This window comes from Kitasatospora sp. NPDC059795 (assembly GCF_042732175.1).
Taxonomy (GTDB): domain Bacteria; phylum Actinomycetota; class Actinomycetes; order Streptomycetales; family Streptomycetaceae; genus Kitasatospora.
In genome coordinates this window covers 26,936-53,267 of record NZ_JBHWID010000026.1, presented here as the reverse complement: position 1 = coordinate 53,267, position 26,332 = coordinate 26,936, and the positions used below count along the sequence as shown (strand labels likewise).

General features: G+C 73.7%; 22 protein-coding genes and 1 tRNA gene. 15 read left to right on the top strand and 8 right to left on the bottom strand.

Annotation, left to right across the window (positions count from 1 at the left end):
• Positions 1 to 287: 287 nt before the first annotated feature.
• Positions 288 to 1,559, bottom strand: a complete 1,272-nt coding sequence (locus tag ACFV4P_RS33200) for a nucleotide disphospho-sugar-binding domain-containing protein (RefSeq protein ID WP_380477213.1) — start codon at positions 1,557 to 1,559, stop codon at positions 288 to 290.
• 185 nt (positions 1,560 to 1,744) lie between these two features.
• On the opposite strand from ACFV4P_RS33200, the gene ACFV4P_RS33195 reads away from it, so the two are divergent.
• The 7 genes from ACFV4P_RS33195 (at position 1,745) to ACFV4P_RS33165 (ending at position 8,424) form a co-directional block, all read left to right on the top strand.
• On the top strand, positions 1,745 to 2,677 hold the full coding sequence (locus tag ACFV4P_RS33195) for a 3-oxoacyl-[acyl-carrier-protein] synthase III C-terminal domain-containing protein (protein WP_380477212.1): 933 nt from the start codon (positions 1,745 to 1,747) through the stop codon (positions 2,675 to 2,677).
• Positions 2,678 to 2,797: 120 nt separating this feature from the next.
• On the top strand, positions 2,798 to 3,253 hold the full coding sequence (locus ACFV4P_RS33190; RefSeq protein ID WP_380477211.1) for a phosphopantetheine-binding protein: 456 nt from the start codon (positions 2,798 to 2,800) through the stop codon (positions 3,251 to 3,253).
• Positions 3,254 to 3,255: 2 nt separating this feature from the next.
• On the top strand, positions 3,256 to 4,104 hold the full coding sequence (locus ACFV4P_RS33185) for a hypothetical protein (RefSeq protein ID WP_380477210.1): 849 nt from the start codon (positions 3,256 to 3,258) through the stop codon (positions 4,102 to 4,104).
• The gene (locus ACFV4P_RS33180) at positions 4,101 to 4,814 is read left to right on the top strand and encodes a 4'-phosphopantetheinyl transferase family protein (protein WP_380477209.1); all 714 of its coding nucleotides are present in this window, start codon (positions 4,101 to 4,103) and stop codon (positions 4,812 to 4,814) included. The genes ACFV4P_RS33185 and ACFV4P_RS33180 overlap by 4 nt, the downstream gene beginning before the upstream one ends.
• A gap of 2 nt (positions 4,815 to 4,816) precedes the next feature.
• Entirely contained in the window at positions 4,817 to 5,695 is an 879-nt protein-coding gene (locus ACFV4P_RS33175) for a hypothetical protein (RefSeq protein ID WP_380477208.1), read from the top strand.
• 6 nt (positions 5,696 to 5,701) lie between these two features.
• Positions 5,702 to 7,336 (top strand): condensation domain-containing protein, encoded by a 1,635-nt coding sequence (locus tag ACFV4P_RS33170; protein WP_380477207.1) that lies wholly within the window; start codon positions 5,702 to 5,704, stop codon positions 7,334 to 7,336.
• Positions 7,337 to 7,482: 146 nt separating this feature from the next.
• Positions 7,483 to 8,424, top strand: a complete 942-nt coding sequence (locus tag ACFV4P_RS33165; protein ID WP_380477206.1) for a DUF5996 family protein — start codon at positions 7,483 to 7,485, stop codon at positions 8,422 to 8,424.
• A gap of 100 nt (positions 8,425 to 8,524) precedes the next feature.
• Here ACFV4P_RS33165 and ACFV4P_RS33160 read toward each other — a convergent pair whose 3' ends face one another.
• On the bottom strand, positions 8,525 to 10,045 hold the full coding sequence (locus tag ACFV4P_RS33160) for a glycosyltransferase family 39 protein (protein WP_380477205.1): 1,521 nt from the start codon (positions 10,043 to 10,045) through the stop codon (positions 8,525 to 8,527).
• A gap of 134 nt (positions 10,046 to 10,179) precedes the next feature.
• On the opposite strand from ACFV4P_RS33160, the gene murQ reads away from it, so the two are divergent.
• Positions 10,180 to 11,121 carry an N-acetylmuramic acid 6-phosphate etherase gene (gene murQ, locus ACFV4P_RS33155; protein ID WP_380477204.1) on the top strand — a complete coding sequence of 314 codons (942 nt, stop codon included), beginning with the start codon at positions 10,180 to 10,182 and terminating at the stop codon, positions 11,119 to 11,121.
• A gap of 19 nt (positions 11,122 to 11,140) precedes the next feature.
• Here the strand turns inward: murQ and ACFV4P_RS33150 are convergent, their stop codons facing one another.
• Positions 11,141 to 13,210 carry a SpoIIE family protein phosphatase gene (locus tag ACFV4P_RS33150; RefSeq protein ID WP_380477203.1) on the bottom strand — a complete coding sequence of 690 codons (2,070 nt, stop codon included), beginning with the start codon at positions 13,208 to 13,210 and terminating at the stop codon, positions 11,141 to 11,143.
• Positions 13,211 to 13,990: 780 nt separating this feature from the next.
• On the opposite strand from ACFV4P_RS33150, the gene ACFV4P_RS33145 reads away from it, so the two are divergent.
• Positions 13,991 to 15,244, top strand: a complete 1,254-nt coding sequence (locus ACFV4P_RS33145; RefSeq protein WP_380477202.1) for an ATP-binding protein — start codon at positions 13,991 to 13,993, stop codon at positions 15,242 to 15,244.
• 70 nt (positions 15,245 to 15,314) lie between these two features.
• Here ACFV4P_RS33145 and ACFV4P_RS33140 read toward each other — a convergent pair whose 3' ends face one another.
• Positions 15,315 to 15,959, bottom strand: a complete 645-nt coding sequence (locus ACFV4P_RS33140) for a response regulator transcription factor (protein ID WP_073808717.1) — start codon at positions 15,957 to 15,959, stop codon at positions 15,315 to 15,317.
• Positions 15,960 to 16,053: 94 nt separating this feature from the next.
• On the opposite strand from ACFV4P_RS33140, the gene ACFV4P_RS33135 reads away from it, so the two are divergent.
• The 3 genes from ACFV4P_RS33135 to ACFV4P_RS33125 all read left to right on the top strand — a co-directional run bounded on the left by ACFV4P_RS33135 (position 16,054) and on the right by ACFV4P_RS33125 (position 19,938).
• Entirely contained in the window at positions 16,054 to 17,922 is a 1,869-nt protein-coding gene (locus tag ACFV4P_RS33135; RefSeq protein WP_380477201.1) for an AMP-binding protein, read from the top strand.
• 398 nt (positions 17,923 to 18,320) lie between these two features.
• Positions 18,321 to 18,394 (top strand) — tRNA-Ala (locus ACFV4P_RS33130).
• Positions 18,395 to 18,447: 53 nt separating this feature from the next.
• The gene (locus ACFV4P_RS33125; protein WP_380477200.1) at positions 18,448 to 19,938 is read left to right on the top strand and encodes an SDR family oxidoreductase; all 1,491 of its coding nucleotides are present in this window, start codon (positions 18,448 to 18,450) and stop codon (positions 19,936 to 19,938) included.
• A 126-nt stretch (positions 19,939 to 20,064) separates the two neighbouring features.
• Here ACFV4P_RS33125 and ACFV4P_RS33120 read toward each other — a convergent pair whose 3' ends face one another.
• From ACFV4P_RS33120 to ACFV4P_RS33110, 3 genes are all read right to left on the bottom strand, one after another.
• Positions 20,065 to 21,174 carry an RNA polymerase sigma factor gene (locus ACFV4P_RS33120; RefSeq protein WP_380477199.1) on the bottom strand — a complete coding sequence of 370 codons (1,110 nt, stop codon included), beginning with the start codon at positions 21,172 to 21,174 and terminating at the stop codon, positions 20,065 to 20,067.
• Between the two features lie 140 nt (positions 21,175 to 21,314).
• On the bottom strand, positions 21,315 to 22,076 hold the full coding sequence (locus ACFV4P_RS33115) for an SDR family NAD(P)-dependent oxidoreductase (protein WP_380477198.1): 762 nt from the start codon (positions 22,074 to 22,076) through the stop codon (positions 21,315 to 21,317).
• A gap of 50 nt (positions 22,077 to 22,126) precedes the next feature.
• Complete coding sequence (locus ACFV4P_RS33110) at positions 22,127 to 23,266, bottom strand: acyl-CoA dehydrogenase family protein (RefSeq protein WP_380477197.1); 1,140 nt, start codon at positions 23,264 to 23,266, stop codon at positions 22,127 to 22,129.
• 332 nt (positions 23,267 to 23,598) lie between these two features.
• Here ACFV4P_RS33110 and ACFV4P_RS33105 point away from each other — a divergent pair, with 332 nt between their 5' ends.
• Complete coding sequence (locus tag ACFV4P_RS33105) at positions 23,599 to 24,195, top strand: TetR/AcrR family transcriptional regulator (RefSeq protein WP_380477196.1); 597 nt, start codon at positions 23,599 to 23,601, stop codon at positions 24,193 to 24,195.
• Positions 24,196 to 24,213: 18 nt separating this feature from the next.
• Here the strand turns inward: ACFV4P_RS33105 and ACFV4P_RS33100 are convergent, their stop codons facing one another.
• Entirely contained in the window at positions 24,214 to 24,417 is a 204-nt protein-coding gene (locus ACFV4P_RS33100) for a hypothetical protein (protein WP_380477195.1), read from the bottom strand.
• Between the two features lie 310 nt (positions 24,418 to 24,727).
• Here ACFV4P_RS33100 and ACFV4P_RS33095 point away from each other — a divergent pair, with 310 nt between their 5' ends.
• Complete coding sequence (locus tag ACFV4P_RS33095) at positions 24,728 to 25,246, top strand: SigE family RNA polymerase sigma factor (protein WP_073808706.1); 519 nt, start codon at positions 24,728 to 24,730, stop codon at positions 25,244 to 25,246.
• A 95-nt stretch (positions 25,247 to 25,341) separates the two neighbouring features.
• Complete coding sequence (locus tag ACFV4P_RS33090) at positions 25,342 to 26,274, top strand: hypothetical protein (RefSeq protein ID WP_380477194.1); 933 nt, start codon at positions 25,342 to 25,344, stop codon at positions 26,272 to 26,274.
• The last annotated feature ends 58 nt before the right edge of the window (positions 26,275 to 26,332 follow it).

Here is a 26,332-nt window from a genome sequence, read left to right as displayed (position 1 = left end):
TGGGTTCGGTGGGTTCGGTGGCGGTGCGGAAGCGGTGGCTTCTGGAGCGATGGGCTCGGAAGCAGTGCCTTGGAAGGCGGCGGCTCGGAAGCAGTGGCTCGGAAGCAGTGGCTCGGAAGCAGTGGATTGGAAGGCAGTGCCATGGAAGGCAGCGACTCGGGAAGCGGTGGGCTCGGAAGCGGTGGGGGAGGTGCGAGGCGAGGGGGACGGCGGCGGATGCCGGAGCAGACCCTAGGGCCGGACCCCGCCCGCCCACAATGGTCTGGACCAGGTGGTGGACTCGTCGCTCAGCGCGGTGCGCGCGCGAACCGCTCCAGCCGCTCGACGGCCGCCACCGCGCCGCCGCCCGCCAGGAGTTGACGTCCGAGCAGCTTCGCAGCGGCGGTGAACGCCGGGTCGTCGAGGACGGCCCGCAGTGCCGCGTGCAGCTGCGAGGAGGTGGCGGTGGCGAAGTCGACCCGGACGGCTGCGCCGAGCGCGGCCAGCCGGCCCGCCGTCACCGGCTGGTCGTGCCGGATCGGCGCGACCACCAACGGCCGCCCGTGGACCAGGGATTCGGCGACGGTGTTCATCCCGCCGTGGCACAGTACGGCGTCCACCGCCCCGCGCTCAAGCAGTTCCAGCACCGGAACGCGCTCGCACACCACCGCGTCCGGCGGCCACCCGGCGTCGCCCGGGCCCGCCACCACGGCCTGCACGTCCGGGAGTTCGGCGAGCGCGGCCGCCGTCCGGTGCAGGAAGCCGCCCGCGACGTCGGCGGCCAGCGTGCCCATGGTGACCAGCACCCGGCGGCGTCCCGGCTCCAACCGGCCCCAGGGGAAGGGGGGTTCGGGACGGTCCGCGAGCAGCGGCCCGACCAGGGCGTATCCGTCGGGCACCCGGTCCAGCCCGGCCAGCTCCCGGCAGGTCGGGGCGATCAGCAGGCCGGGGGAGAAGCGCGGATCGGCGAACTCGGCGGCGGGCAGGCCGGCCCGCTCCCACAGGCCGCGCAGCACCCCGTCCCGCCAGGCGGCCAACTCGCCGTCGCCGCCGACCGGTTCGCCGACCGGTTCGCCGAGCGGTTCGCCGAGCGGTCCGTCCAGCGGTTCGCCGAGCCGTTCGCCGAGCGGTTCGTCCAGCGGTTCGCCGAGTGTTTCGCGCAGCGGTTCGCCGAGCTCCAGCGAGGACGGCGCGAACGTCGCCCACCGCACGCCCGCGCCGTGGGCGGCCAGCGCGCCCGCCGGGCTGTGCTGGTCGACCAGCACCACGTCCGGCCGCCACTGCTCCACGGCGCGGCGCACCGCCCCCAGCGTGAACCGGGTGTGCGGCACCACGAAGCCCTCCCAGAGCGACCGCACCGCCGCCGCCCCGCCGACCGCCTGCTCCCGGAACACCCGGGCGCCGGTCGGGTGCAACACCGCCTCCTCCCCGAGCACCGGGCGCAGCGCCGACTCCGGCCCCACCCAGGCCACTTGGTGTCCGCGCGCGGCCCAGGCCAGGGCCAGCGCCCGGGCCGGCAGCAGATGTCCGGCGAGCGGCGGCACCACGATCAGCAGGCGCAGCGGGGTGGTCACGGGCATGGGCGAAGGCCTTCCAGGAGAGGATCGACGGCCGGGCGGGCGACGCGGGCTGCCGGGCCGGGCGAGGAATTCGTGCGCGTCGTGTGCAAACGACGGAGAACTGGTACAGACCACAAGGGGGAGTCGGGAAGGAAGCGCCGGAGATCCCTTGTGCGGGCCGGTGAGGCGTGGGAATACTAGCCCGCGTGACCGCTTTGGAAGCAGTCGCCGTCCACCTTCCGCCCGTCGCCGAACCGATCGAACAGGTCGGAGCACGCCTCGGACTGACGGACCGTCAGATCAGGCTCTTCCGCCGGTTCCACGGCCTCGACCAGGTCAGGGAGGACCCCGACGGAGACCTGACCGATCTGCTCACCTCCGCAGCGAAGGCCCTGGCCCCGCTGCCCGGAAACGAACACCGCGTGAAGTACGTGCTGCACGCGCGCAGCCTGCCGATCGCGGCGCCCTACCCGCACAACCCGCTGCACGACGTGCTCGGCCGTCTGGGGCTGACGCACGCCCGTGCCTTCACCGTCACCCACCACGCCTGCGCCGGCTCGCTGTTGGCGCTCGACGTGGCCGGTCGGCTGCTGGCGGCAGACCCCGACCCCGCGGCGCTGGCGTTGATCCTGGCGGGCGAGAAGACCTTCACCCGGGACGCCCGCATCGTCCCGGAGACCGCCCTCTTCGGCGAAGGGGCGGCGGCCGCCCTGGTGCGCGCCGAGGGCGAACACGACCGCGTGCTGTCCTACGCGGTCGACCAGCGCGGCGAGTTCGACGGGCGACTCGCCGCCGATCCGGAGCTGATGGCGCGCTACCAGCGCAACTACCCGGAGCTGATGACCGCGGTGATGGAAGCCGCGCTGGACGAGGCCGGCGAGAGCTGGGACTCGATTCGGCTGCTGCTGCCGCACAACGTCAACCAGATCTCCTGGCAACGGATCTGCCGCCGGATCGGGTACCCGCCCGACCGCGTGGTGCTGGACAACGTCCCGGCGGTGGGGCACAGCTTCGCCGCCGACATCCTGCTCAACCACCACACCGCCACCCGCCGCGGACTGCTCCGCCGCGGCGACCGCTACCTGGTCGCCGCGTCCGGACTCGGCGCGACCTTCGCCGCCATGGTGCTCCAGCACTGAGGCACGCACCCGTCCGGGGACATCACGGCCCCGGACGGGAGCGCCCGCGCGAAGGCCCCGTCCGCCGCGCGAGCGCCGCACCCGGCCCGCACCCCCGGGCCCCGCCGACAGGGAACCGCCATGACCGACCCGACCACACCCCCGAACGACCGTCCCGCCGCAGACCCGCCCACCGTCGACCGTCCCGCCGCAGACCCGCCCACCGTCGACCGTCCCGCCGCAGACCCGCCCACCGTCGACCGTCCCGCCGCAGACCCGCCCACCGTCGACAGGCCCGCCGTCGACCCGCCCGCCGCCGTCGACCCCGCCGTCGACCCCGAACTGCGCGGCCGCGCACTCGACGGCATCCTCCTGCTGCTGCCCCGCGTCCTCAAGCGCGACCTGCCCGACGTCACCGAGAACGCCTGCCTGTTCGACGACGTCGGCCTGACCTCCGCCGCCACCTTGGAACTCATCCTTGAACTCGAGGACCACCTCGACGTACAGATCGACGTCGAGGGCATCGACCAGGACGACCTCCGCTCGGTCGGCACCCTGGCCGGCTTCGTCGCCGGACACGTCATCGCCGAGGACTGAGCATGCGCGTCCACGGACCGCTGCCCGCCACCACCCTGCCGCGCACCGCCTCCCCGCTGCGCCTCACCGCCGCCCGCGCCCTCGACCTGCCCGGCCACTCCCCGCTCGCCGCCGACCCCGACCTGCGCACCTTCACCGCCGACCTGTCCCGCCGCTACGGCGTGGCACTCGACGAGGATGCGCTGACCGGGGCCCGCGGCCAGTCCTACGCGGCGCTCGGGGAACTCGCCGTACGCCAACTGACCGACTCCGCACGCCCGGTGGACCTGCTGGTGCTGGTGTACGCGACGCCCGACGTCCGCCCCGGCCAGTCGGTGGCGATCCAGCTCGGCAACCTGTGCCCGGGCGAGCCGCTGTCCTTCGCCCTCTGCGACGAGGGCGTCGGCGGCACGTTCAGCGCACTCGGCATCGCCGACGCCTACGCCCGCACCGGCGGCGCCCGACGGGCCCTGCTGATCGCCGTCGAACAGGCCGACCTGCACCACCGGCCGCACCGCCCCGCCCGGCTGCCCGACCGGCACTCCGCCGCCGCGCTGCTCTGGGAGGCCGACGGCGGCGGACGCCCGCTCCACCTGCTCGACAGCGCGGGCGGGATCAAGGAGCTGGGCGCCGAACTGCCGGACGGGACGCTGCTGGTGCTCGGACCCGGGCTGGCCCACGCCGCCGCGCCCGACGGAGTGGAGACCCGGCGCGCCCGCCCCGGCAGCCCGTACACCGGGGGCTGGGCCGCGCTCGCCGACGCCCTCGCCGAGCCGCGGCTCGCGGGGCGGCCGCTCGCGCTCGCCGACCTGGAGCCCGAGACCGGCCGGCTCGACCTGGCCTGCTGGGCACCCGAGGAGCCGACCGGATGACCGCCGTCTGGCTGATCGCCACCGACACCGGCCCCGAACAGGCCTGTGCACTCGCCGAGTTGCTCGACCCGGACGAACGGGCCCGGGCCGCCCGCACCCCCGACGGCCCGCACCGCCGCCGCTGGATCGCCGCGCACGCCGCCGCCCGCCGACTGACCGCCGCCGCCGCGGGCATCCCGCCGGAGCACGTCCGCTGGCGGCGCGGCCCGCACGGCCGACCCGAACCCGTCGGCGCGGCCGAGGAGTTGAGCGTCAACCTGAGCACCTCCGGCCCCTGGGCGCTGTTCGCCGTCCAGCCGCGCGCTTGCGGCGAGATCGGCGCGGACCTGGAACCCGTCCCGCCCGACCCGGCCGCCGCCCGACTTGCCCTCCGCTACTACCCGACCGGCGAACTCGACGGCGCGGCGGACGAGTTCACCCGTCGATGGACTCGCAAGGAGGCGTACACCAAGGCCTACGGCGGACGCCTCGCCGACGGACTGCGCACGCAGGTCGGACCGGTCGACGGCCCCGGCCCGCACCGGATCGACGGGCCGCTCGGCCCCTGCGTCGTCCACGACCTGCCCGCCCCGCCCGGCTACCGGGCCGCCGTCGCCCGCACCGGCACCCGGCCGATCCTGCCCCGGCTGCTGACCTACCCGGCCGACCTCGCAGGCGAGTTCGCCCTCCACCTCCCCCCAGTCGCCAGCCGGCCCGATCCCGAAGGCTGACCATGACCCGCCACCCCGACGACGCCACCCCGCTGCCCACCGACGCCCCGGGCGTCCAACTCCAGCCCGCCGCCTACGAGAAGCTGCTCGACGCGCTGCGCGGGTCGATCGCCCGACTCGCCGCCGACGAGCCGTTCGAGCGACTCGTCGTCCCACCCGTGATCTCCCGCGCCACCATCGAACGGGCCGGCTACGTCGCGTCCTTCCCGCACCTGCTCGGCACCGTGCACAGCTACACCGGCAGCGCCGCCGACTGGCGTCAACTCGCCCCGCTGATCGCCGAGTCCGGACCCTGGCACCTCCGCCAGACGGTCTCCGACCTGGTCCTGCTGCCCGCCGCCTGCTACCCCGTGTACGCCACCCTGGCCGGCCAGGACCTGAAGCAGCCCGCACGGTTCGGCGTCGAGGCCCAGTGCTTCCGGCAGGAGGCCACCGCCGAACCCGGCCGGCTGCGCACCTTCCGGATGGCCGAACTCGTCACCGCCGGCACCCCCGCCCACTGCCTCGACTGGCGCGAGCACTGGCTGGCCCGGGTCGCCGACTGGCTGGAGGCCCTCGGCCTGAAGCCGTCGATCGACCTCGCCGACGACCCGTTCTTCGGCGGCGGCCGCCGCCTCTACCAAGCCGCCCAGCGCGCCCAGGAGTTGAAGTTCGAACTGCGCGTCGAACTGGCCGACGGACTGGTGCAGGCGATCGCCTCCGCCAACATCCACAAGGACCACTTCGGCGAGGCCTTCGCCTTCACCGCCGACGGCGCACCCGCCCACACCGCCTGCACCGCCTTCGGCCTCGACCGGATCGCGCTGGCCCTGCTGCACACCCACGGCCCCCGCCCCGTCGACTGGCCCGCGACCATCGGCACCGCCCTGAACGGAGACTGACGCAACGTGTCCGCACAGCAAGACGTCGTGGTGCAGTTCAGGTCCGAAGCCCCCGAAGCCGAAGGGCCCCTCACCCTCGGCCAGGACAACATGATCCGCTGCCTGCGCCACGACGAACCCTCGCACATGAACAAGCAGGCCTGCTGGAACGTCCCCGCCGGTGCCGACCTGCCCGCATGCCTGGCCGCCCTCCGCACCCTCGCCGAACGCCACCCCGCTCTGCGCACCGTCTTCCCCGGCCCCGCCGACCGCCAGCCCGAACGCCAACGGGCACGATCCGCAGGCGAGTTCACCGTCCGGGTGATCGAGCTCGCCGAGGACGAGGACCCGGCCGAGCGTGCCGAACGGTACTGCTGGGACGGCCGCCGCCAGGCCTTCGACCTGGCCGAGGAATTCCCGCTCAGGTTTGCCGTCCTCACCCGCCACGGCGTCCCCGTGCTGCTCGCCGTGGTCATCTGCCACGCCCAACTCGACGGCGTCGCCACCGGATTGCTCTACCAGGAGTGGCTGACCCTGGCCGCCGGCGGCACCCTGCCCGCACCCGCCGCACCCACCCCGATCGAGGTCGCCGAACAGGAGTGCTCCAGCTCCGGGCAGCGCCGCACCCGCGCCGCGCTCCGGCACTGGGAACACATCCTCGCCGACCGGCCGTCCGCCGTCTTCGCCGACGACCGGATCGGCCCCAACGACACCCTGCTGCCCACCCTCGGCATCCGCTCCACCGCCGGCGCCGCCTCCCTCACCCGCGCCGCCCAGCGCACCGGAGCCTCCAACTCGGCCGTCCTGCTCGCCTGTTACGCAGCCCTAGCCGCGCACCGCGCCGCCCGCTCCACCGTGGTGATGGCCGCCCTCTCCGCCAACCGCCACCGACCCGGCCTCGCCGACCACATCGGCACCCTCGCCCAGGACGCCCTGCTTGCCGTCGACACCGACTGCCCCGACCTCGACACCCTGATCGGCCGCACCCAGGCCCAGGCCCTGTCCGGCTACTGGCACGCCACCTTCGACGCCGAACGCATCTGGCAACTCATCGAGGACGTCGCCCACCGCCGAGGCTCCCGGTTCGCCCGGCACGTCGTCGTCAACGACCTCAGCGCCACCGTCCCCGACACCGTCGCCGCCGCCCGCCCCGACCCGGCCGACGAACCCGACCTCGCCTGGTACCCCGCCGAACCCACCCCCACCCGGCTGATGCTCAACATCTGGCGCACCACCGGGTGCCTCGAATTCACCCTGCACACCCACCCCGACGTCCTCGACCGCGAAGAAACCGAACTCTTCGCCCACGCCCTGCTCCGCCTGCTCGACCTGGCCGGCCGGCGCACCGTCCGCCTCGGCGCCGACGGCGAACTCGCCGACCTGACCGGCCTCCCCGTCGGCCGCCGCGACAAGGCCCGCTGGCAGCAGATCGGCGCCAACTGGATCGACCTGGACGCCGTCGCCGACCTGCTGCGCACCGCCCTCGGCGCGAGAGATGTCGAAGTGCGGTACGAGGAGGGCGAGTTGAAGGCCAGCTCCGACACGGCGCTGACCCCCGGGCAGGCCCACGCCGCCGTGATGGCCGCCCTGCCCGGGCACGACACCGCGATGGCGCCGCACCGCTACGTCCTGGGCGGCGGCACCGGCAGCGGACGGGACTGACCGCGACACCGCCGGCGCGCCGGATCGACTGCGGCACCCGGGTGGGTCGCCCCGCCACCCGGGCGCGTCGCGGCCGGGCAGTGCGCAGCACCCCGCGAGGATGGGACGCGACCCCCGTCCCGACCCACCCTCAGCCGGAGCACACCATGGAGCTGTTCCCGCCCCTGCCCCTGGAGTCCTGGCGGGACACCAAGGAGACCCTGCACCGATTCGCCCAGGTCATCGGCAAGATCCGGCTGGCCGGCAGCCCCCGCCGCAACCACTGGTGGAACGTCCCCTTCCACCTCACCGGGCGCGGCATCACCACCCGCCCCACCGGACCCACCCGCGGCGGCGACGCCTTCACCATCGACTTCGACTTCACCGACCACCGCCTGTACATCCGCACCCTCGAAGGCCGCGAGGACTCCTTCCCGCTCACCGGCCGCTCCGTCGGCGACTTCTACCGCGACACCCTGCGGGCCCTCGTCCACCTCGACATCGACATCGTCCCCGAGCACCCCCACCCGTACGACCTGCCCGACGCGCACCGCCCGTTCGCCGACGACCAGGAACACCGCAGCTACGACCCCGCCGCCGTCACCACCTACTGGCACATCCTCAGCCAGGTCGCCCTGCTGCTGGAGGAGTACGCCGCCGGATACTCCGGCAAGACCAGCCCCGTGCACCACTTCTGGCACACCTTCGACATCGCCGTCACCCGCTTCTCCGACCGCGAGATCGAACAGCCCGCCGCCGACCCCGTCACCCGCGAGGCCTACTCCCGCGAAGTCATCAGCTCCGGCTTCTGGTTCGGCGACAGCAACGTCCCCGAACCCGCCTTCTACTCCTACACCGCCCCCGAACCCGCCGACCTCACCGCCCGCCCCCTCCACCCGTCCGCCGCCTCCTGGACCTCCAGCCGCGGCAGCCACCTCGCTCTGCTGCGCTACGACGACGTCCGCGCCGCCGCCGACCCGTGGGCCACCACGCTCGACTTCCTCAACTCCGCCTACCGCGCCGGCGCCCAACTCGCCGGCTGGGCACGGCAAAGCGAATGCCCGGGCGGCGTCACCGACTCCGTCCTGCGGACGGAACCGTCGGCCTAGGCCTGCGAGTAGAACGACAGGGTGGCGACCTCCAACGGCCCACTTGGCCGGCGGCGGCGACTCGAAGGCGATCCTCGCAGTGCGCAACGCCCCGGCCTGCTCAGTAGAAGTGCCGCAGCCGGGGCCAGAGTTGCGACCACGGCGCGACCGCGCCCGCGCACAGCAGCACCGGGGCGTGCTGTTCCTCGTTGGCCAGGCCGTGGCCGTTGTCGACCCGGGCGACCTCGCGGCAGGCGGCGAAGGCACGTTCCACCTCCGAGTGCGGCGCCGGGTGGATCAGCAGCACCGGGCCGGTCGCGGAGTCCGGCGGGGGACCCCAGTCGGCGTACGACATGTGGCCCGAATACGGCGCCGGCAGACCGTACCGGCCGCCGTAGCGGGCCAGTGCGCCCGCCTCGCCGTAGTCGGTGGCGAACACCACGGCCCGGCCCCGCTGCTCCGGCGGGACCAGCTCCCAGCCCGCGCCCACCGCCGCCGCCAGCTCCGGCCAGCCGACCTGCTCCGCCGACTCCTTGTACACCCAGGCCACCACCGGGAGTTGGCGTGCCGGGAGCACCGGCAGCGTGATCACCGCGTTCACCGCCGCCGCCAACGCCAGCACCGCCGCCATCCGCACCCGGCGCCGCCGCACCGGCCACATCCGGTCCACCGTCGGCTGGGACCCCGCCGCCAGCACCAGCAGCAGCGGCGGCAGCGCGTAGTACGGCTTGCCGCCCACCAGCAGCACCAGCACGCACAGCCCGAGGTACCCGTACGCCAGCGGCCGCGCCCAGCCCAGCTCCGGCTCGTGCCGCAGACGGCGCAGGCCGCTCCACCACACCGACACCAACCAGGGCGACAGGTACAGCAGTTGCATCGGGACGAAGGTCAGCCGGTTCGCCAGGCCGTCCTGCCCGCTGATGCCCGAGGCCACCGTGAGCTGCGGCCAGCCGTGCCGCGCCTGCCAGTACAGGTTCGGCGCGGCCACCAGCACCGCCAGCAGCGCGCCAAGCGGCAGCCAACACCCCTGTAGCAGGCGGCGGTTGCCCCGGAACCGGACGGCCGGAAGCAGCGCGGCGGCCCACAGCAGCACCAGGTCCTTGTTCAGCAGCGCGACGCCCACCGCCGCGCCGATCGCCACCCACCAGCGGCGCTCGCCCGTGCGCAGCAGGCGCAGCACCAGCACGCCGATGCCCGTCCACGCGAACAGGTCGAAGCTCGCCGTGGACAGCATGTGCCCCAGCGCCAGCACCATCGCCGACACCGCCGCACCCGCCGCCGCCATCGTCTGACCGCCCCGGCGCGCCCCCAACTCCCGTGCGGCCAGGGCGACCAGGACGATCGTCACGGCGCACAGCACCACCGCGACCACCCGCAGCCCCGCCGGGCTCTCGCCGAACACCGCCGTCGACAGCCGGGCCAACGCCGGTGTCAGCGGCGGCTGATCGACATAGCCCCAGGCCAAGTGGTGCCCGGCGGCCAGGAAGTAGAGCTCGTCGCGGTGGAACCCGTACCGCCCGAGCAACGCCGCCTGGAGCACCGTGACGCCCGCCGCGACGGCGAGCACCGGCACGAACGCGAACCGCGCCAGTCCGCCGCCGGGCGTGGCGACGGCAGCGGACCCATCCCCCCGAACGTCCATGCGGGGAGTGTGACAGACCCGGTGGCAAGCGCCAGGGTTCGGACCGGGTCGGACCGGGTCGGACCGGCAAACCTTCGGCGGCACGGCCCAGTTGGAGCCGAAAGCGCACCGGCGACCGGCTAGGCTCGGGAGCTGTGAACGGCACCCCGCAGCCCAGTGACCTGCCCGTCTCCCTCGTCGCCGGCCTGGCCACCGAGGCCCGGCGCCCCGAGCACGCGGACATCGACCTGCTGCCCACGCTGGAGATCGCCCGGCTGATGAACGCCGAGGACCGCACCGTCCCGGACGCCGTCGCCGCCGCACTGCCCGCGATCGCCGCCGCCGTCGAAGCGATCGCCGAACGGATGGGCCACGGTGGCCGGTTGATCCACGCGGGCGCCGGAACCGCCGGCCGACTCGGCGTCCTCGACGCCGCCGAATGCCCGCCCACCTTCAACACCGGGCCCGGCCTGATCGTCGGGCTGATCGCCGGCGGCCCCGACGCCTTCACCGCCGCCGTCGAGAACGCCGAGGACGACCGCGCCGCCGCCGTCGCCGACCTCGACGCCCTCCAACTCGCCGCCGCCGACACCGTGGTCGGCATCTCCGCCTCCGGCCGCACCCCCTATGCCGTCGCCGCCGTCGAACACGCCCGCGCCCTCGGCGCACTCACCGTCGGCCTGTCCGGCAACCGCGACTCCGCACTCGCGAGCGCCGCCGACCACGGCATCGAGATCGTCACCGGGCCCGAACTCCTCGCCGGATCCACCAGGTTGAAGGCCGGGACGGCGCAGAAGCTGGTGCTCAACATGATCTCGACGATCACCATGATCCGGCTCGGCAAGACCTACGGGAACCTGATGGTCGACCTCCGCGCGACCAACGAGAAACTCCGCGACCGCAGCCGCCGCATCGTCGCCCTCGCCACCGACGCCGAACCGCACGCCGTCGCCGCCGCGCTCGACGCCACCGACGGCAAGGTCAAGGACGCCGTCCTGCTGCTCCTCGCCGACATCGACGCCGCCACTGCTGCCGCGCTGCTCGCCCGGCACGGCGGCCGCCTGCGCGACGCTGTCCAGGAAGCTCTGAAGAACTGACCAACAGGGCGTTGCCGACTCACAGTTGCTGCTCAGCCCAGATGGTCTTGCCGCGCGGCGTGTGCCGGGTCCCCCAGTTCCGGCACAGCTGCGCCACCAGCAGCAGGCCCCGGCCGCCCTCGTCGAAGGTACGCGCCCGGCGCAGGTGCGGGGCCGTGCTGCTGCCGTCCGACACCTCGCAGATGAGCGTGTCACCGTCCCGGATCAACCGCAGTCCGATCGGCGGCAGGCCGTAGCGGACGGCGTTGGTGACCAGCTCGCTGACCACCAACTCGGTGACGAACGCGGCCTCTTCGACGCCCCACGCGGCGAGCGTCGTCGCCGTCACCTTGCGGGCCCGCGCCACCTCCGACGGATCGCGGCGCAACTCCCAATCGGCGACGTCCAGTTCGTGCAGCGCCCGGGTGCGGGCCAGCAGCAGCGCCACGTCGTCGCTGGGCGCGTCCGGGCCCAGCATCGTGGACAGCACCCGGTCGCACAGCTCCTCCAGCGAATCCGCCGGGTCGGCGAGCGCCGAACGCAGCCGGTCCAGGCCCAGCGCGGGGTCGCCGCGCAACTCCGAGGCCCGCAGCAGGCCGTCCGTGTACAGCGCCAGCACACCGCCCTCCGGGACCGCCAACTCCCTCGCCTCGAACGGGAGTCCGCCGAGACCGAGGGGCGGGCCCGGCGGCAGCTCCGGGAAGGTCACCGAGCGGTCCGGGCCGACCAGCACCGGGCCCGGGTGACCGGCCCGGGCCATCGTGCAGGTCCGCGCGACCGGGTCGTACACCGCATACAGGCAGGTCGCCCCGACGCTGCCGCCCGCCCAGGTCGCCGTGGCGTCCGGCAGCTCCTCCAGATCCACCCGCAGCACCAAGTCGTCCAGGTGGGTGAGGAGTTCGTCCGGCGGCATGTCGATGTCGGCCAGCGTCCGCACCGCCATCCGCAGCCGGCCCATCGCCGCCGACGCGGGCACCCCGTGACCCACCACGTCGCCCACCACCAGCGCCACCCGGGCGCCCGACAGTGCGATCACGTCGAACCAGTCGCCGCCCACCCCGTCCCGGCCGTTCACCGGCAGGTAGCGGAACGCCACCTCCACCGCCGCCTGCCGGGGCGTCCGGGCCGGCAGCAGCGAACGCTGCAGAGCGAGTGCGGTGTCGCGCTGCTGGGTGTACTGGCGGGCGTTGTCCACCGACAGCGCCGCCCGCGCCGTCAACTCCGTGGCCAGCACCAGATCGTCGTCGTCGAACGCCTCCGGCGAACGGTGCCGCAGGAAGATCGCCACCCCCAGCGTCACCCCGCGTGCCGTCAACGGCACCAGCAGCGAGGAATGGATGCCGAACTCGGCCGCCGCCTTCTGCCGTCGCGGCTCCCGCTCGATCCAGCCGCGCAGCCGCGGATCGCGGATGTCCGTCCGCACCGGCCGGCCCGAGGACAGCACCTGCGCCATCGGCGACTCCGGCAGAATCACATCGCGCGCCCCCGTCGCCACCGCGGACTCCGGGCAACCCGGCAGCACCGACTGCTGCGCCACCCGGTAGAACACCAGTCCCGCATTGGACGGCGGACCGCCGCCGAACACCGGATCCAGCAGGTCCACGCCGACGAAGTCCGCGAAGTCCTCCGTGCCGACGTCCGCCAACTCCTGGGCGGTGCGCTGCACTTCGAGAGTGGAACCGATCCGCAGGCCGGCCGCGCCGAGCATCGCCAACCGGCGCCGGGCCCGATCCTCCGGGCGGGCCTTCCGGCCGGAGACCTCGGCGATCGCCGGCGGCGGATCGGCCCCCAGGGGCTGCAACGGCTGCGCGGACACCACCCAGGTCGGATCGCCGCCCGCCGTCCGCACCGGGACGATCGCCAGTTCCACCGCCACCGGGCCGCGCTCCGAACGGATCAGCCGGACCATGCCGGTGAACGGCTCGCCCTCAACCACCGCACGCAGCAAGGCGATCGGCGGATCGCCCGCCAGCAGGTCGAACGCCGAACGCCCCAGCATCCGGTCGGCCGGGAACCCCGACATGCGCTCGGCGGCCGCCGACCATCCCGTGATCGCGCCGTCGCCGTCCACCGTCGCAGTCGCCGCACGGCCCGGTACCCGTGTCGCCATGTCCGCACATTCCCCTTCGGTGCAGCAACCCCCAGGCCATGCCTTCAGCATCGCCCCGTGTCGCAGACGCCTCAAACCGCCACGCCGAGCGCCGTCGAGGTCGAACGTGTGTTCGGTTCTGGTGGGGGTGGAGGGTGCACGCGGCGGTCTCGGTGGTGGGAGGGGCACCGAGGGCAGTGCCGGAGGTCGGTTCCAGCGTCTGCGGGCCGGTGGCGGGGGTGTCGGTGAGCGCCGCCGGGACGGTCGTGTCGTCGACGCGGTCGATCTCGCCGGGCCCGGTGCGGTCGGGGGCGGCCCCGGCAGGCGCCCGGGCCGTTGCGGAACCAGGCCGGTCGCACCACCATGCCGCCCGGGGCAGCCTGCGCCAGCAGATTCTCGTCGGCCCGGCCCCGGGCGCGCAGGACGGGCGCCATGAGCGGGCCGTCAAGGGGGGCCATGGCGGGGCCGCGCCTCTCGCGGAGAGCACCATGAAGCGCCGGGCACCTGCGAGTTCGGCCGTGTCCGCCAAGGTCAGAGCGGCATCGTGATCCGCCGGCTCGGCCTTCCTGGGCGCCTCACCTCCGCGAACTGCTCCTCCTCGGCGCTTGCGAGGTCCGGGACCGCCGGCCGTGCCCCGGCGGCCCGCCCGCCTGTTCCGGGCGCTCGACGAGCGGACGTGCGGCTCATCGCAGCGCCGCGTGCGCACCCGACTGCTCCGGGACGGTCGGGACTGCAAGGCTCTGTCCCACGGCGGTGCGATCGTCGGATCGGCTGAGTGTGTGGACCGGTACGCTGCCGCCCATGAACGGCGGCGGTGGCAGAAGCGAACACGAGGCCGAGGTGCTGGCCGCGCTCGCCGAACTGGACCGGATCGAACACGAACGGACCCGCCGCATCGCGCTGCTCGACAGCCGACGCACCCTCCGGGCCGTCGCGGAACGCGCCCGCGCCGAACACGGCTTCGAACTCGGCTTCGGCGGGCTGGTCGAGGGCCGGGACCTGGTGCTGCGCGTCTGGTCCGGGACGCTCCACACCACCCTGCACGACCTGCGGATACCGCTCGGGCTCGGCCTCGGCGGCCGGGTGGTGGCCCTCGGCAGCGCCGTCGTCGTCCGCGACTACTACCGTTCCAGCCGCATCACCCACGACTTCGACCAGCAGGTCGGCAGCGAAGCCGTCACCGGCATGGTCGGCCTCCCCATCGGCACCGGCCCCGCCCGCGGCGTCCTCTACGGCGCCATCCGCGGCAGCGGACAGATCGGCGACACCGCCATCGACGGACTCACCCGACTCGCCCACCTCGCCACCCTCGCCGTGGACGTCGCCGACGGAGCCGCCACCCTCGCCGACGCCGCCGTCACCGGCGAACGCCGCCGGATCGCCGCCGAACTCCACGACGGCGTCGGCGCCATGCTCTTCGGCCTCGGCAGCTCCGTCCGCGACCTGCGCGCCGACACCGCCCAACACCCCGAACTCGCCGCCCGCCTGCACCGCCTCGAACGCGAACTCGGCGACGCCGCCGCCACCCTGCGCGCCGCCGTCGCCCGCCTGCACCGCGACCGGCCCGCCCACCCCGGTGGCGCAGGCCCCGGCGACCACCTCGTCGCCGACCTCTCCGAAACCCTCCGCACCTTCGAACAGCGCACCGGCACCCCCGCCACCTTCGTGCCCATCGGAACCGCCCCACGCCTGGACGCCGAACGCGCCGCCCTGCTGCGCCGCACCGTCGCCGAGGGCCTGCTGAACGTCGAGAAACACGCCCGGGCCGACTCCGTCGCCGTCACCCTCACCCACGACCGGCACCGCCTCGACCTTGCCGTCATCGACGACGGGCCGGGCCCCGAAAGCAACGGGAAACCGCTTTCCACACCCAACGGGAAACCGCTTTCCGCACCCGCCGCCGACCGCGCGGCCCGCACCCCCGCCACCGGCGCGGGCCTGCCTGCCCTCCGCGCCTGCTACGAACGCCTCGGCGGCAGCCTCCACCTGCACAGCGACGAGGACGGCACCACCCTGCGCGGCGAACTCCCGCTCCCGCTCCCGGCCACGTCCTGACACCCAGGCGCCCTGGCGTGCAGTGCCCTGACACCCTGACGTTCTGACCGCCCGGACGCGGGCAGTCGCGTCAGAGCAGCTGCTCCTGCTGCGCCCGGCGGATCGCCTCGACCCGGTTGCGGGCTCCGAGCTTCTGCATCGCCGTCTGGAGGTACGTCTTGACGGTGTTCCGGGTCAGGCCGAGTTCCTCGGCGATCTCCGGGTTGGTGCGGCCGGTCGCGGCCGACCGGATCACGTCGTACTCGCGCCGGCTCAGCGACAGCCGGAACAGCCGGGCCTGCAACTGGGCGGGGGCCGAGCCGCTCAGTCGCGGGTCCAGCACCTGCTGACCTGCCGCGGCCAGCCGCAGCTGGGCGACCAGGTCGGTGTCGGTGACGTCCTTCAGCAGGCAGCCGTGGGCGCCGGCCGCGAGCGCAGCGGAAAGCGCATTCCGGTCCTCGAACGCGGTGAACAGCACCACCCGCGCGTCCGGCGCGGCCGCCCGCAGCAGCGGCACCGTCTGCGAGCCCGGCAGGTCCGGCAGCCGCAGGTCGAGCAGCACGACGTCCGGCCGCAGCGTCCCGGCCAGCGACACGCCCTCGCGGGCCGTCCGGGCCGACCCGACCACGGACACGTCCTCGGCCCGCCGAATCAGCGCGGACACGCCGTCGCACACGACCGGATGGTCGTCGACCACCAGGACCCGTACGGTACGACCAGTGGAGCCATCCGCCATTCGAGCGAACTCTCCTCTCCAGGTGGGGGGACCGCAGACGCACGCCGGCGGAAATATTGGGTGCGACGGTAACTGAACGAAGAGGGGTCAGGCCATGGGCTCAGCCGAGAACGTCCGCAACAACGAGCAGCCACCGTTCGGGCCGGGCAGCGACTTGGGCTCCGGATCGGGCATCGCCTCGGACGCCGGGCAGGCCCGGGCACGGCTCGACCGGGCCGCTTCGGTGGCCAACTTCCGGGCCGCCCGTGAGGTGCTGTGGCAGCACGCCACCGACTACGACACCGCGTACCGCACGTTCGAATGGCCGGAGTTGGGCGAGTTCAACTGGGCGCTCGACCACTTCGACCCGATGGCGCGCGGCAACGACCGGCCCGCGCTGTGGGTGGTCGAGGCGGACGGCAGCGAGCGCGTCCACACCTTCGACCGGCTCGCCCGCCGCTCCGACCAGGTCGCCAACCACCTGCGCGCGCTCGGCCTCGGGCGCGGCGACCGGGTGCTGGTGATGCTCGGCAACGTCGGCGAACTGTGGGAGGTGATGCTCGGCGCGATCAAGCTCGGCGTGGTGCTGATCCCCGCCACCCTGCTGCTGTCCACCGAGGACCTCGCCGACCGCCTCGACCGCGGCGAGGTCCGCGCCGTGATCGCCGCCGCCGAGGTGGCCGACCGCTTCGCCGACCTCCCCGGCGCCCCGCTGCGAATCGCCGTCCGCGCTGCCGATGACAGCAACACGGTGCCCGGCGACAGCAACACGGCCCCCGACGACAGCACCGCGGTCCCCGCCGGCTGGCACGACTACGCGCAGGTCGACGCCGCCGCCGAGGAGTTCACCCCCGACGGCCCCACCCTCGCCGACGACCCGCTGCTGCTGTACTTCACCTCCGGCACCACCTCCAAGCCGAAGCTGGTCGAGCACACCCACGCCTCGTACCCGGTCGGTCACCTGTCCACCATGTACTGGATCGGGCTGCGCCCCGGCGACGTCCACCTCAACATCTCCTCACCGGGCTGGGCCAAGCACGCCTGGAGCAACCTGTTCGCGCCGTGGAACGCCGAGGCGACCGTCCTGGTCTTCAACTACGGCCGGTTCGACGCCCAGCAGTTGCTGGAGGTGATCGCCCGCTGCAAGGTCACCACCATGTGCGCGCCGCCCACCGTCTGGCGGATGCTGATCCAGGCCGACCTCGGCGCCCACCGCACCGACCTGCGCGAACTCGTCGGCGCCGGCGAACCGTTGAACCCCGAGGTGATCGAACAGGTCCGCACCGCCTGGGGATTGACCATCCGCGACGGCTTCGGCCAGACCGAGACCACCTGCCAGATCGGCAACAGCCCCGGCCAGCCCGTCAAGCTCGGTTCCATGGGACGACCGCTGCCCGGCTACCACGTCGCCCTCCTCGACCCGGACGGAAAGCCCGCCGACGAAGGCGAGTTGAGCCTCGACCTGGCCCGCCGCCCGCTCGGCCTGATGCGCGGCTACCGCGGCGACGCCGAACGCACCGCCGACGCCATGCGCGACGGCCACTACCACACCGGCGACGTCGCCGCCCGGGACGCCGACGGCTGGATCACCTACGTCGGCCGCGCCGACGACGTCTTCAAGGCCAGCGACTACCGGATCTCCCCGTTCGAGCTGGAGAGCGTCCTGATCGAACACCCCGCCGTTGCCGAGGCCGCCGTCGTCCCCTCGCCCGACCCGCTGCGCCTGGCCGTCCCCAAGGCGTACGTGGTGCTGGTCGAGGGCCGCACCCCCGGACCCGAACTCGCCCGCGACATCCTCGCGTTCACCCGCGAGAAGCTCAGCGCCTACAAGCGCATCCGCCGCCTCGAGTTCGCCGACCTGCCGAAGACCATCTCCGGCAAGATCCGCCGCGTCGAACTCCGCAACCACGAGGCCGACCGCACCGAGAACCGCAACCCGAACGAGTACTGGGACAGCGACTTCCCGGACCTCCGCCAGGGCTGAGCAACCCGCCCCACCCCGCAACGGGAAACCGCTTTCCGCACGCCCCGCCGAGCCGTCGGCAGAGCAACCGGAAAGCGATTTCCCGTTGCCGGAGGCAGCTGCCCCGACGAGTGGAGGGAAAGCGCTTTCTCGCCATCCGGGAGGGTGAGCGTCCGGAGCGCCGGGAAGCTGCTTTTCGCGCACTCCCGCCGAGTTGTCGGCGAAGCAGGGGGAAAGCGCTTTCCGCCGCTCCGGGGGCGGGTGCCTGGGCGAGCCGGAAACCACTTTCCGCGCGCCCTCGCCGAGCTGTCGGCAGAGCAGCCGGAAACCGCTTTCCCGCCGCCCCGGGGAACCCGCCCGGACGAGCCGGAAAGCGCTTGCCAACGACCCGGTGCGTGCCGGTAGCATCCCTCCCACCTCCCGGGCGTAGCGCAGAGGCAGACGCATCGCTTTCGCAGAGCGGGTCACGCCGGTTCGAATCCGGCCCCCGGGAGGCCCGGCCCAGCACCACACCGGCCGACGCGCCGCCACCCCGGAGGACCCTCGATGAGCGCGCCCGAGCCGCACCGGTCCCAGGCACCCACCGAGGCCGAGCTCGCCGCCTTCGACCGCACCGTCGGGCAACTGCGCACCCTCCCCGCCGACCACCCGCTGCGGCTGCGGGCCGAACGCGTCGCCGAGTCCTTCGTCCGCGACGGTCGACAGCAGCGCCGCCGCGAACGCCGCACCGACGCCGTCCTCGCCGACGCCGAACTGACCGCGGCCACCGCCACCGGCGACACCGCGCGACGCGAGGACGCCCCGCTGCCCACCACGCCCGGGCACGTTCCGATCGGCGAACTCCGGCGCGGCCGCCGCTGCTACGTCTGCAAGCGAAGCTACCGGCAACTCGACGGCTTCTACCACCGCCTCTGCCCGGACTGCGCCGCCGACCACACCACCCGGCGCGCCCTCAGCACCGACCTGACCGGCCGACGCGTCCTGCTCACCGGCGCCCGCGTCAAGATCGGCTTCCAGCTGGCGCTGATGATGCTCCGCGACGGCGCCGAACTGACCGTCACCAGCCGTTTCCCGCACGACACCCTGCGCCGCTTCGCCGCCGCCGAGGGCAGCGCCCACTGGCTGGAGCGGCTGCGGATCGTCGGCATCGACCTGCGCGACCCCCGACAGGTCCTCGGACTGTGCGAGCAACTGCTCGCCGAGGGAAGGCCGTTGGACATCCTGGTGAACAACGCGGCGCAGACCGTCCGCCGCCCGCCCGAGGCCTACGCGCTGCTCGCCGCCGGCGAGCACGGGCCCGTCCCCGCACAGGTCGCCCACGCGCCCGGCTTCCGCCCGATGCCCGCCCTCGCGCCCGCCTGGCCCGCCGCCGAACTCACTCCGCCCGCCCCCGAACTCGCGGCCCCTGCCACCGAACCCGCCGCCCCCGCACCTACCGCGCAGACCCCCGCCCCCGCCGCGCAGACCCCCGCACCCACCACGCCCCAGCCCGCGTTGACAGTGCCGCGCCCGCACGCCCGAGTGGACGAGGCCGGCCTGCTGCCCGACCGCGCGCCGCGGAACTCCTGGTCGGCGACGCTCGGCGGACTCGACCCGGCCGAGGTGCTGGAGACCCAGCTCGTCAACGCACTCGCCCCGGCGCTGCTCTGCGACCGGCTGCTGCCGCTGCTGGAGGCGTCCCCGCACCCGTCGCGCTACATCGTCAACGTGACGGCGGTGGAAGGCCGGTTCGCGGTCCGCAACAAGACGTCCGGCCACCCGCACACCAACATGGCCAAGGCCGCGCTCAACATGCTCACCCGCACCAGCGCCGCCGAACTCGCCGCGCGCGGCATCCACATGTGCGCGGTCGACACCGGCTGGATCACCGACGAGAACCCGGCTCCGAAGAAGTCCCGGATGGCCGACGCCGGCTTCCGCACCCCGCTCGACATCGTCGACGGCGCGGCCCGCATCTACGACCCGATCGTCCGCGGCGAAGCGGGCGAGCCCTTCGCCGGCGTCTTCCTGAAGGACTACCAGGTCGCCGAGTGGTGACGCCCCGCCGCCGGAGGCATCGCCGCCCGGAAGCGTCGCCACCACCCGCCACCACCCGCCACCACCCGCCACCACCCGCCAGCCACCGCGAACAACCGCATTCGCCGCGATTCGCCCAGGCCGGACCTACCCCTGTCGACCGATCGGAATGGGCTTGGCCCCGATCTTGGCGCAGGCCTCGTCCGGCGGCAGGCCGTCGGCCGGGTAGACGATCGGACCGCCTGGGGCGTGCGGGTCGTGATGGTAGCCGCCGTCGGGGTCCGGAACGTCGGCCCCCGGGTGGAAGCATGCGGTGAAGGAGGCAGGCACCGGCTCGGACGGGCCCCACATCCGGCGCCACAGTCGGGCGCAGGACGCGCCGGGGTCGCGCGGGTCGAAGTCGTGCGTGGTGGAGACCTCGGCGAGGTCCGCGTCGGCGGCGAGCGTCCGGGCGCACATCGCCGTCCGCCCGGGCTCGTTCCACGGCAGCCCGCCGGCGGCTGCCAGCGCCCCGCCGCCGGTGAGCAGGAGCAGCAGTGCGCCGCCGACCAGCACTGTTCGCGGCGGACGCCGCCGTGCGGAGGCGGCCGGTGCGCGTTCCAGGACCGAGTCGAGGACGCGCCGGCCCTGCGGCGAGCGCGCCCAGCCGTCGGAGTCCTGCGGGCGCAGTTGCCGGACGGCGTCCAGCACCGGGTCGTTCTTCATGCGGGCACCTCCGAGCCGATGGCGGTCGTTGACGTCTGCTGTTGCTCCAACGCGGTACCGAAACGGCGTCTGGCGCGGTGCAGGCGGAGTGCGTAGGCCGCTCTGGTGCAGCCCAGTGCCTTGGCGGCCTGCTGCGCCGTCAGGTCGTACCAAGCCGGTGAGCAGCAGGACTTCGCGGTCGGTCTCGGCCAGGTGCGTCAGTATCTGGAAGACCTGTTCGCGGTCGCCGACGCGGTCCTCGAAGGCCGTCGGCGGGGTGCTGTCCGGCGTCGCCCGGATGCGTTCGGCCAGGGCCTGGCGACGCAGGTCGGAGCGCACCCGGTTGGCGAGCAGGCGGCGCGCCGCGGCGAGCAGCCACGGCAGCGCGTCGTCCCCGTCGTCCGGCGCCGCGTGCTGCTTGCGCCAGGCGAGCAGGAACGTTTCGGAGACGATCTCCTGTGCGGTCTCGCGGTCCGCGCGGTGCAGCAGGTAGCCCATCACCCGGTCGGCGTGGGCTTCGTACAGGTCCTCCAGCCATCGGTGCCGCTCCTGCGGCTCCTCCTGGTCCGTCATGCGCGCCCTTCCTGTGCGACAGCCGTCACCAGGAAATGTCCGGCACCGCGCGAACGATTACAGCCGGCGGACACGCCACAGGGCCGCCCGGTGCGGGGCGGCCCTGTGCGGCGAGGGCGGCGAGGGCGGCGAGCGGCGGGTCAGCGTGCGGACATCCGCAGGGCGCCGTCCATGCGGATGGTCTCGCCGTTGAGGTAGTCGTGGTCGGCGATCACGGCGACCAGACGGGCGTACTCCTCGGGGTGGGCGAGGCGCTGGGGGAAGGTGACGGTGGCGGCGAGGCCGGCCCGGACCTCGTCGGAGAAGCCGGCCATCATCGGGGTGTCGACGATGCCGGGGGCGATGGTGACGACGCGGATGCCGAACTGGGCGAGGTCGCGGGCGGCGGTGATGGTCATCCCGGCGACACCGGCCTTGGACGCGGCGTACGCGATCTGGCCGACCTGGCCCTCGAACGCGGCGATGGACGCGGTGTTGACGACCAGTCCGCGCTGCCCGGCCTCGTCCGCCTCCAGGGTGGACATCGCCTCGGCGGCGAGCCGCATCACGTTGAAGGTGCCGAGCAGGTTGACGTTCAGCACGGTGCGGAACAGGTCCAGGTCGTGCGGGCCGCGGCGGCCGACGATCCGGGCGGACGGGGCGATGCCCGCGCAGTTGACGGCCAGCCGCAGCTGGCGGCCGTCGGCGGCGATCCGGGCCAGCGCGTCGCGCACCGGCTGTTCCTCGGTGACGTCCGCGCCGAGCAGGGTCACGCCCTCGGGCGGGGTCGTCGCGGACTCCACGGCCTTCGGCAGGTCCAGGCCGTAGACGTGGACGCCGAGGCCCGCCAGGTGCGCGGCGGTCGCCGCACCGAGGCCGGAGGCGGCACCCGTGACCAGGGCGGCGGTACCGGTGAGCTGCATGGTGGAAAGGCCTTTCGAAACAGGTGGCGAACCGTCGGGGGATCAGGGGGTCAGCGGGCGAACTGACGGCTGATCACCAGACGCTGGATCTGGTTGGTGCCCTCGAAGATCTGCATGATCTTCGCCTCGCGCATGAACCGCTCGACCGGGAAGTCCCGGGTGTAGCCGTAGCCGCCGAGCACCTGCACCGCGTCGGTGGTGACCTTCATCGCGGCGTCGGTGGCGATCAGCTTGGCCACGCTGGCCTGCCGGCTGAACGGGCGGCCGAGGTCGCGGCGGCGGGCCGCGTCGAGGTAGGTGGCGCGGGCGGAGTCCACGGCGGCGGCCATGTCGGCGAGCAGGAAGCCCAGGCCCTGGTGGTCGACGATCTTGCGGCCGAAGGTGGTGCGCTCGTTGGCGTAGGCGACGGCGGTGTCCAGTGCGGCCTGGGCGAGGCCGGTGGCGCAGGCGGCGATGCCGAGGCGGCCCGAGTCGAGGGCGGAGAACGCGATGGACAGGCCCTGGCCCTCGGTGCCGATCAGGCGCTCCGGCCCGAGCAGCGCGCCGTCCCAGTACGCGGCCGTGGTCGGCACGCCGTTCAGGCCCATCTTCTCCTCGGGCGGGCCGAAGGTCAGGCCCTCGGCCTGTCCGGGCGCCAGGAAACAGGAGATGCCGTGCGCGCCGGGCGCGGTACGGGCGAACAGGGCGTAGAAGTCGGCCTTGCCGCCGTGGGTGATCCACGCCTTGGTGCCCGTCACCCGGTAGCCGCCGTCGACCGGCTCGGCCTTGCAGGTCAGCGCGGCCGCGTCGGAGCCCGCCTGCGGCTCGGACAGGCTGTAGCCGCCGATCATCTCGCCGGCCAGCATCCGGGGCAGCCACTGCTCCTTCTGCTCGGGCGTGCCGAACGCGTTCAGCGGGTGGCAGGCCAGCGTGTGCACGCTGGTGGCGACCGCGACGGCCGCCCAGCGCGAGGCCAGCTCCTCCAGCACCTGCAGGTACACCTCGTACGGCTGCCCGCCGCCGCCGAACTCCTCGGAGTACGGCAGGCCCAGCAGACCGGCCTGGCCGAGCAGCGCGAACAGGCCCTCGGGGTACAGCTCCTGCTTCTCGTGGGACTCGACCTTCGGGGCGAGTTCCTTGTCGGCGAGATCGCGGGTCAGCGCGATCAGGTCGGCGGCTTCCTCGGTGGGAAGCAGGCGGTCCACGGCCATGTTCCGGCTCCAAGCGGTACGCAAAGCGGTACGTCAGTACCGGAAAGCGTAGCGCAGCCGGGGCCGGCAGGGGAGATGCCGGGGCGGCCAACAGGGAAAAGGCCGGAAACGCGGAGGGAAGTGGAGGGAAGTGGCGGGAAGTGGAGGGAAGTGGAGGGAAGTGGAGGGAAAGCGGCAGCTCGCCGAACGAGGGCGGGCGCGAGGCGGGTCATGCGCAGGGTCATGTACAGGGGCGCGAGGCGGGGCGCGAACCAGGGGCGCGAGAGGCGTCGCCGGGTGCGCCCGGCGGCCGGATCGGCGGCCCGGGAGAGGCCGACTGTCATACTGGCCGGGTGATCGACAGCGCCACCGCACCCCAACCCACCGGACGGGGTGCCGCCCGCCGCAGCGCCCTCTTCGAGGAACTCGTCGCGCTCTTCGTCGCCGAGGGCTTCGCCCGCTTCACGCTGGACGACCTCGCGGCCCGCCTGCACTGCTCCAAGCGCACCCTGTACGGGCTGGCCGGCTCCAAGGAACAACTGGTCCGAGCGGCCGTCGTGCACTTCTTCCGCAACGCCACCGCCCGGGTGGAGGCCGCACTCGCCGCCGAGACCGACCCGGCCGCCCGGCTGGCCGCCTACCTGCGCGCCGTCTCCGCCGAACTGGCCCCCGGCTCGGCCCGGTTCTTCGACGACCTGGCGGCCTTCGAACCCGCCGCCGAGGTGTATGGCCGCAACACCCGCGCGGCCGCCCGCCAGATCCAACGCCTGATTGACGACGGGGTCGCGGAAGGCGCTTTCCGCGAGACCCACGTGGCGTTCGCGGCGGACGTGATCAGCTCGGTCATGGTCCGCATCCAGCAGCGCCAGGTCGCCGAGGCCACCGGCCTCGCCGACGCCGAGGCGTACGGACACCTGGCCGAACTGCTGCTGCACGGCCTGCTGCGCTGAGACCCCCGCGCGGGGCGCTCAACTCTCCCGCGACGAACCGGAGCCGGCGTCGGATGCGGTGACGTCGGAGTCGTCCTCGGGCCCGGCGTCGGAGTCGTCCTCGGCCTCGGGCCCGGCGTCGCAGACCGGGCAGCGCCCGCGCTCCCGGACCTTGCCGCACTCCTCGCAGACCAGGTTCAGCCAGCAGGCGGCCTCGCCGCCCTCGCTCTCGATGCGCTCCATGCCGTCCAGTGTGCCGCCGCCTCCGCGCGGGCGGGAAATCCCGCGCGGAGCAGGGGAGTTGACCGCCGCCGCAGGCGCACGGTCGACAAGGGGGTCACCGTTCCCGAGGGGGCGATCAGGGCGCACGGGGCACCCCCGCCGCCGGTCTGCGCAACCCCTTCGAGGTCGATCCGGCCGCCGTCACCGCAAAGGCCTGCACGCGAGTCGGCTGCTCCCCGTTACCCAATCTTGATCTTCGCCTCCGCGACGGAACCCCCCGGGCGAGGCGTCTTCAGAGCGTCGACGAACACTTTTTCATCCGGGGGAGCACATGACCGAGGGGCTCGGTTTCGACGAGTTCGCGGCCAGCAGAGCGCGCCGCCTGTTCCAACTCGCGTACCTGATGTGCGGGGACTGGCACCAGGCACAGGACCTGGTGCAGACCGCGCTGTCGAAGATGTACCCGGTCTGGGGCAGGCTGCGGCGCGCGGACGGGGACGCCGGCGTCGACGCCTACGCGCGGAAGGTGCTGCTGCGCTGCTACCTGTCGCACCGCCGGCTGCGCCGCTCCAGCGAACTCGCCGTCGCCGAGTTCCCCGACGAGCCCACCGTCGGCGCCCGCGAGGGCAGCTCCGCCGCCCTGCGGATCACCCTGGTCGCCGCGCTGCGCCAACTGCCGCCCCGCAACCGGGCGGCAGTGGTGCTGCGCTACCTGGAGGACTACAGCCTGGAGGAGACGGCGGAGGCGATGGGCGTCACCGTCAGCGCCGTCAAGAGCCTCAACTCCCGTTCGATGACCCGACTGCGCGCCATCCTCGGCCCCGACCGGGCCCTGCTGCTCCAGGACTGACCACCCCCACGGCGCCGGGCCGACCCCCGGCACACCCCTCTACTCGTTCTGTCACCCGCGTGACACCCACCTGCCAGTACGGAAGGCATCGGACATTGGACCTGGACCTGGAGCTCTCCCGGATGATGGAGACGAGCGTCAAGGAGCTGAGCGTCCCGGTTGCCGTCATCGTCGCCGAGAGCAACCGCAGAGGCCGCCGGCGCCAGCTGGCCCGCCGCCTGCGGATCGCGGGCGCCGCGCTCACCGTCGTCGTACTGGCCGCCGTCGGCGCGAACGCCGGACTGAACACCATGGCCGCGAAGGCACCGGCCGCGAACACCGACCCGGCCGGTGCGGTCCTCGCCTCGCCCACCACCTCGCCGAGCCCGTTCGGCTCCGTCGCGCCGAGCCACGACCCCGACTACACCCAGATGCTGAACCTCTCTCCGGCACCCGTGCTCGGCCGGCCGTCGAGCAACGACACCCCGGGCCCCGACGGCATGGCGGCGTTCACGCCCACCCAGGTGCAGAAGGTGATCACCGCCCTGCTGCCGGCCGAAGTGGGGTCCTTCAAGGACGCCAGGGCCTTCCTCGGCACCCTTCCCGTCGGTACCGCCGGGGTGACCTTGCAGTACGTGGACGGAGACGGGGTGGTCAGCAGCCTGGAAGTGATGATGCGGCACTCGGTGGCCCAGTTCCCGAAGGACCGCCACGCGCCCGACCCCAGCGACCAGCCGTTCCATTGCGCCGAGACCGTCTTCGGCACCGGGAAGCGCAGTACCCAGGGCTGCGAGTACGGCTTCCTCCCGGACGGCACCTGGGAGATGGTGGAGGCCAACGACGCGATCGTTCCCGGCCTGTACAACTACCGGGTCAGGCTGTGGCGGATCGACGGCACCGTGCTGGAGTTCACCGAGTTCAACGGCCCGCGCGACTACGTCCTCGCCGTGCCTCGGAAGACCCGCACCACCCCGCCGATCCCGCTCGACACCTGGCGCGGCGTCGCGGAGAGCCAGGAGTGGCGCTGGCTCAGCCTGCCCTCCAACTGACCGCCCGCTCCGCCCTTGTGTCGGACCGCCCGCGCACCTGACCGCCCGCGCACCTGAC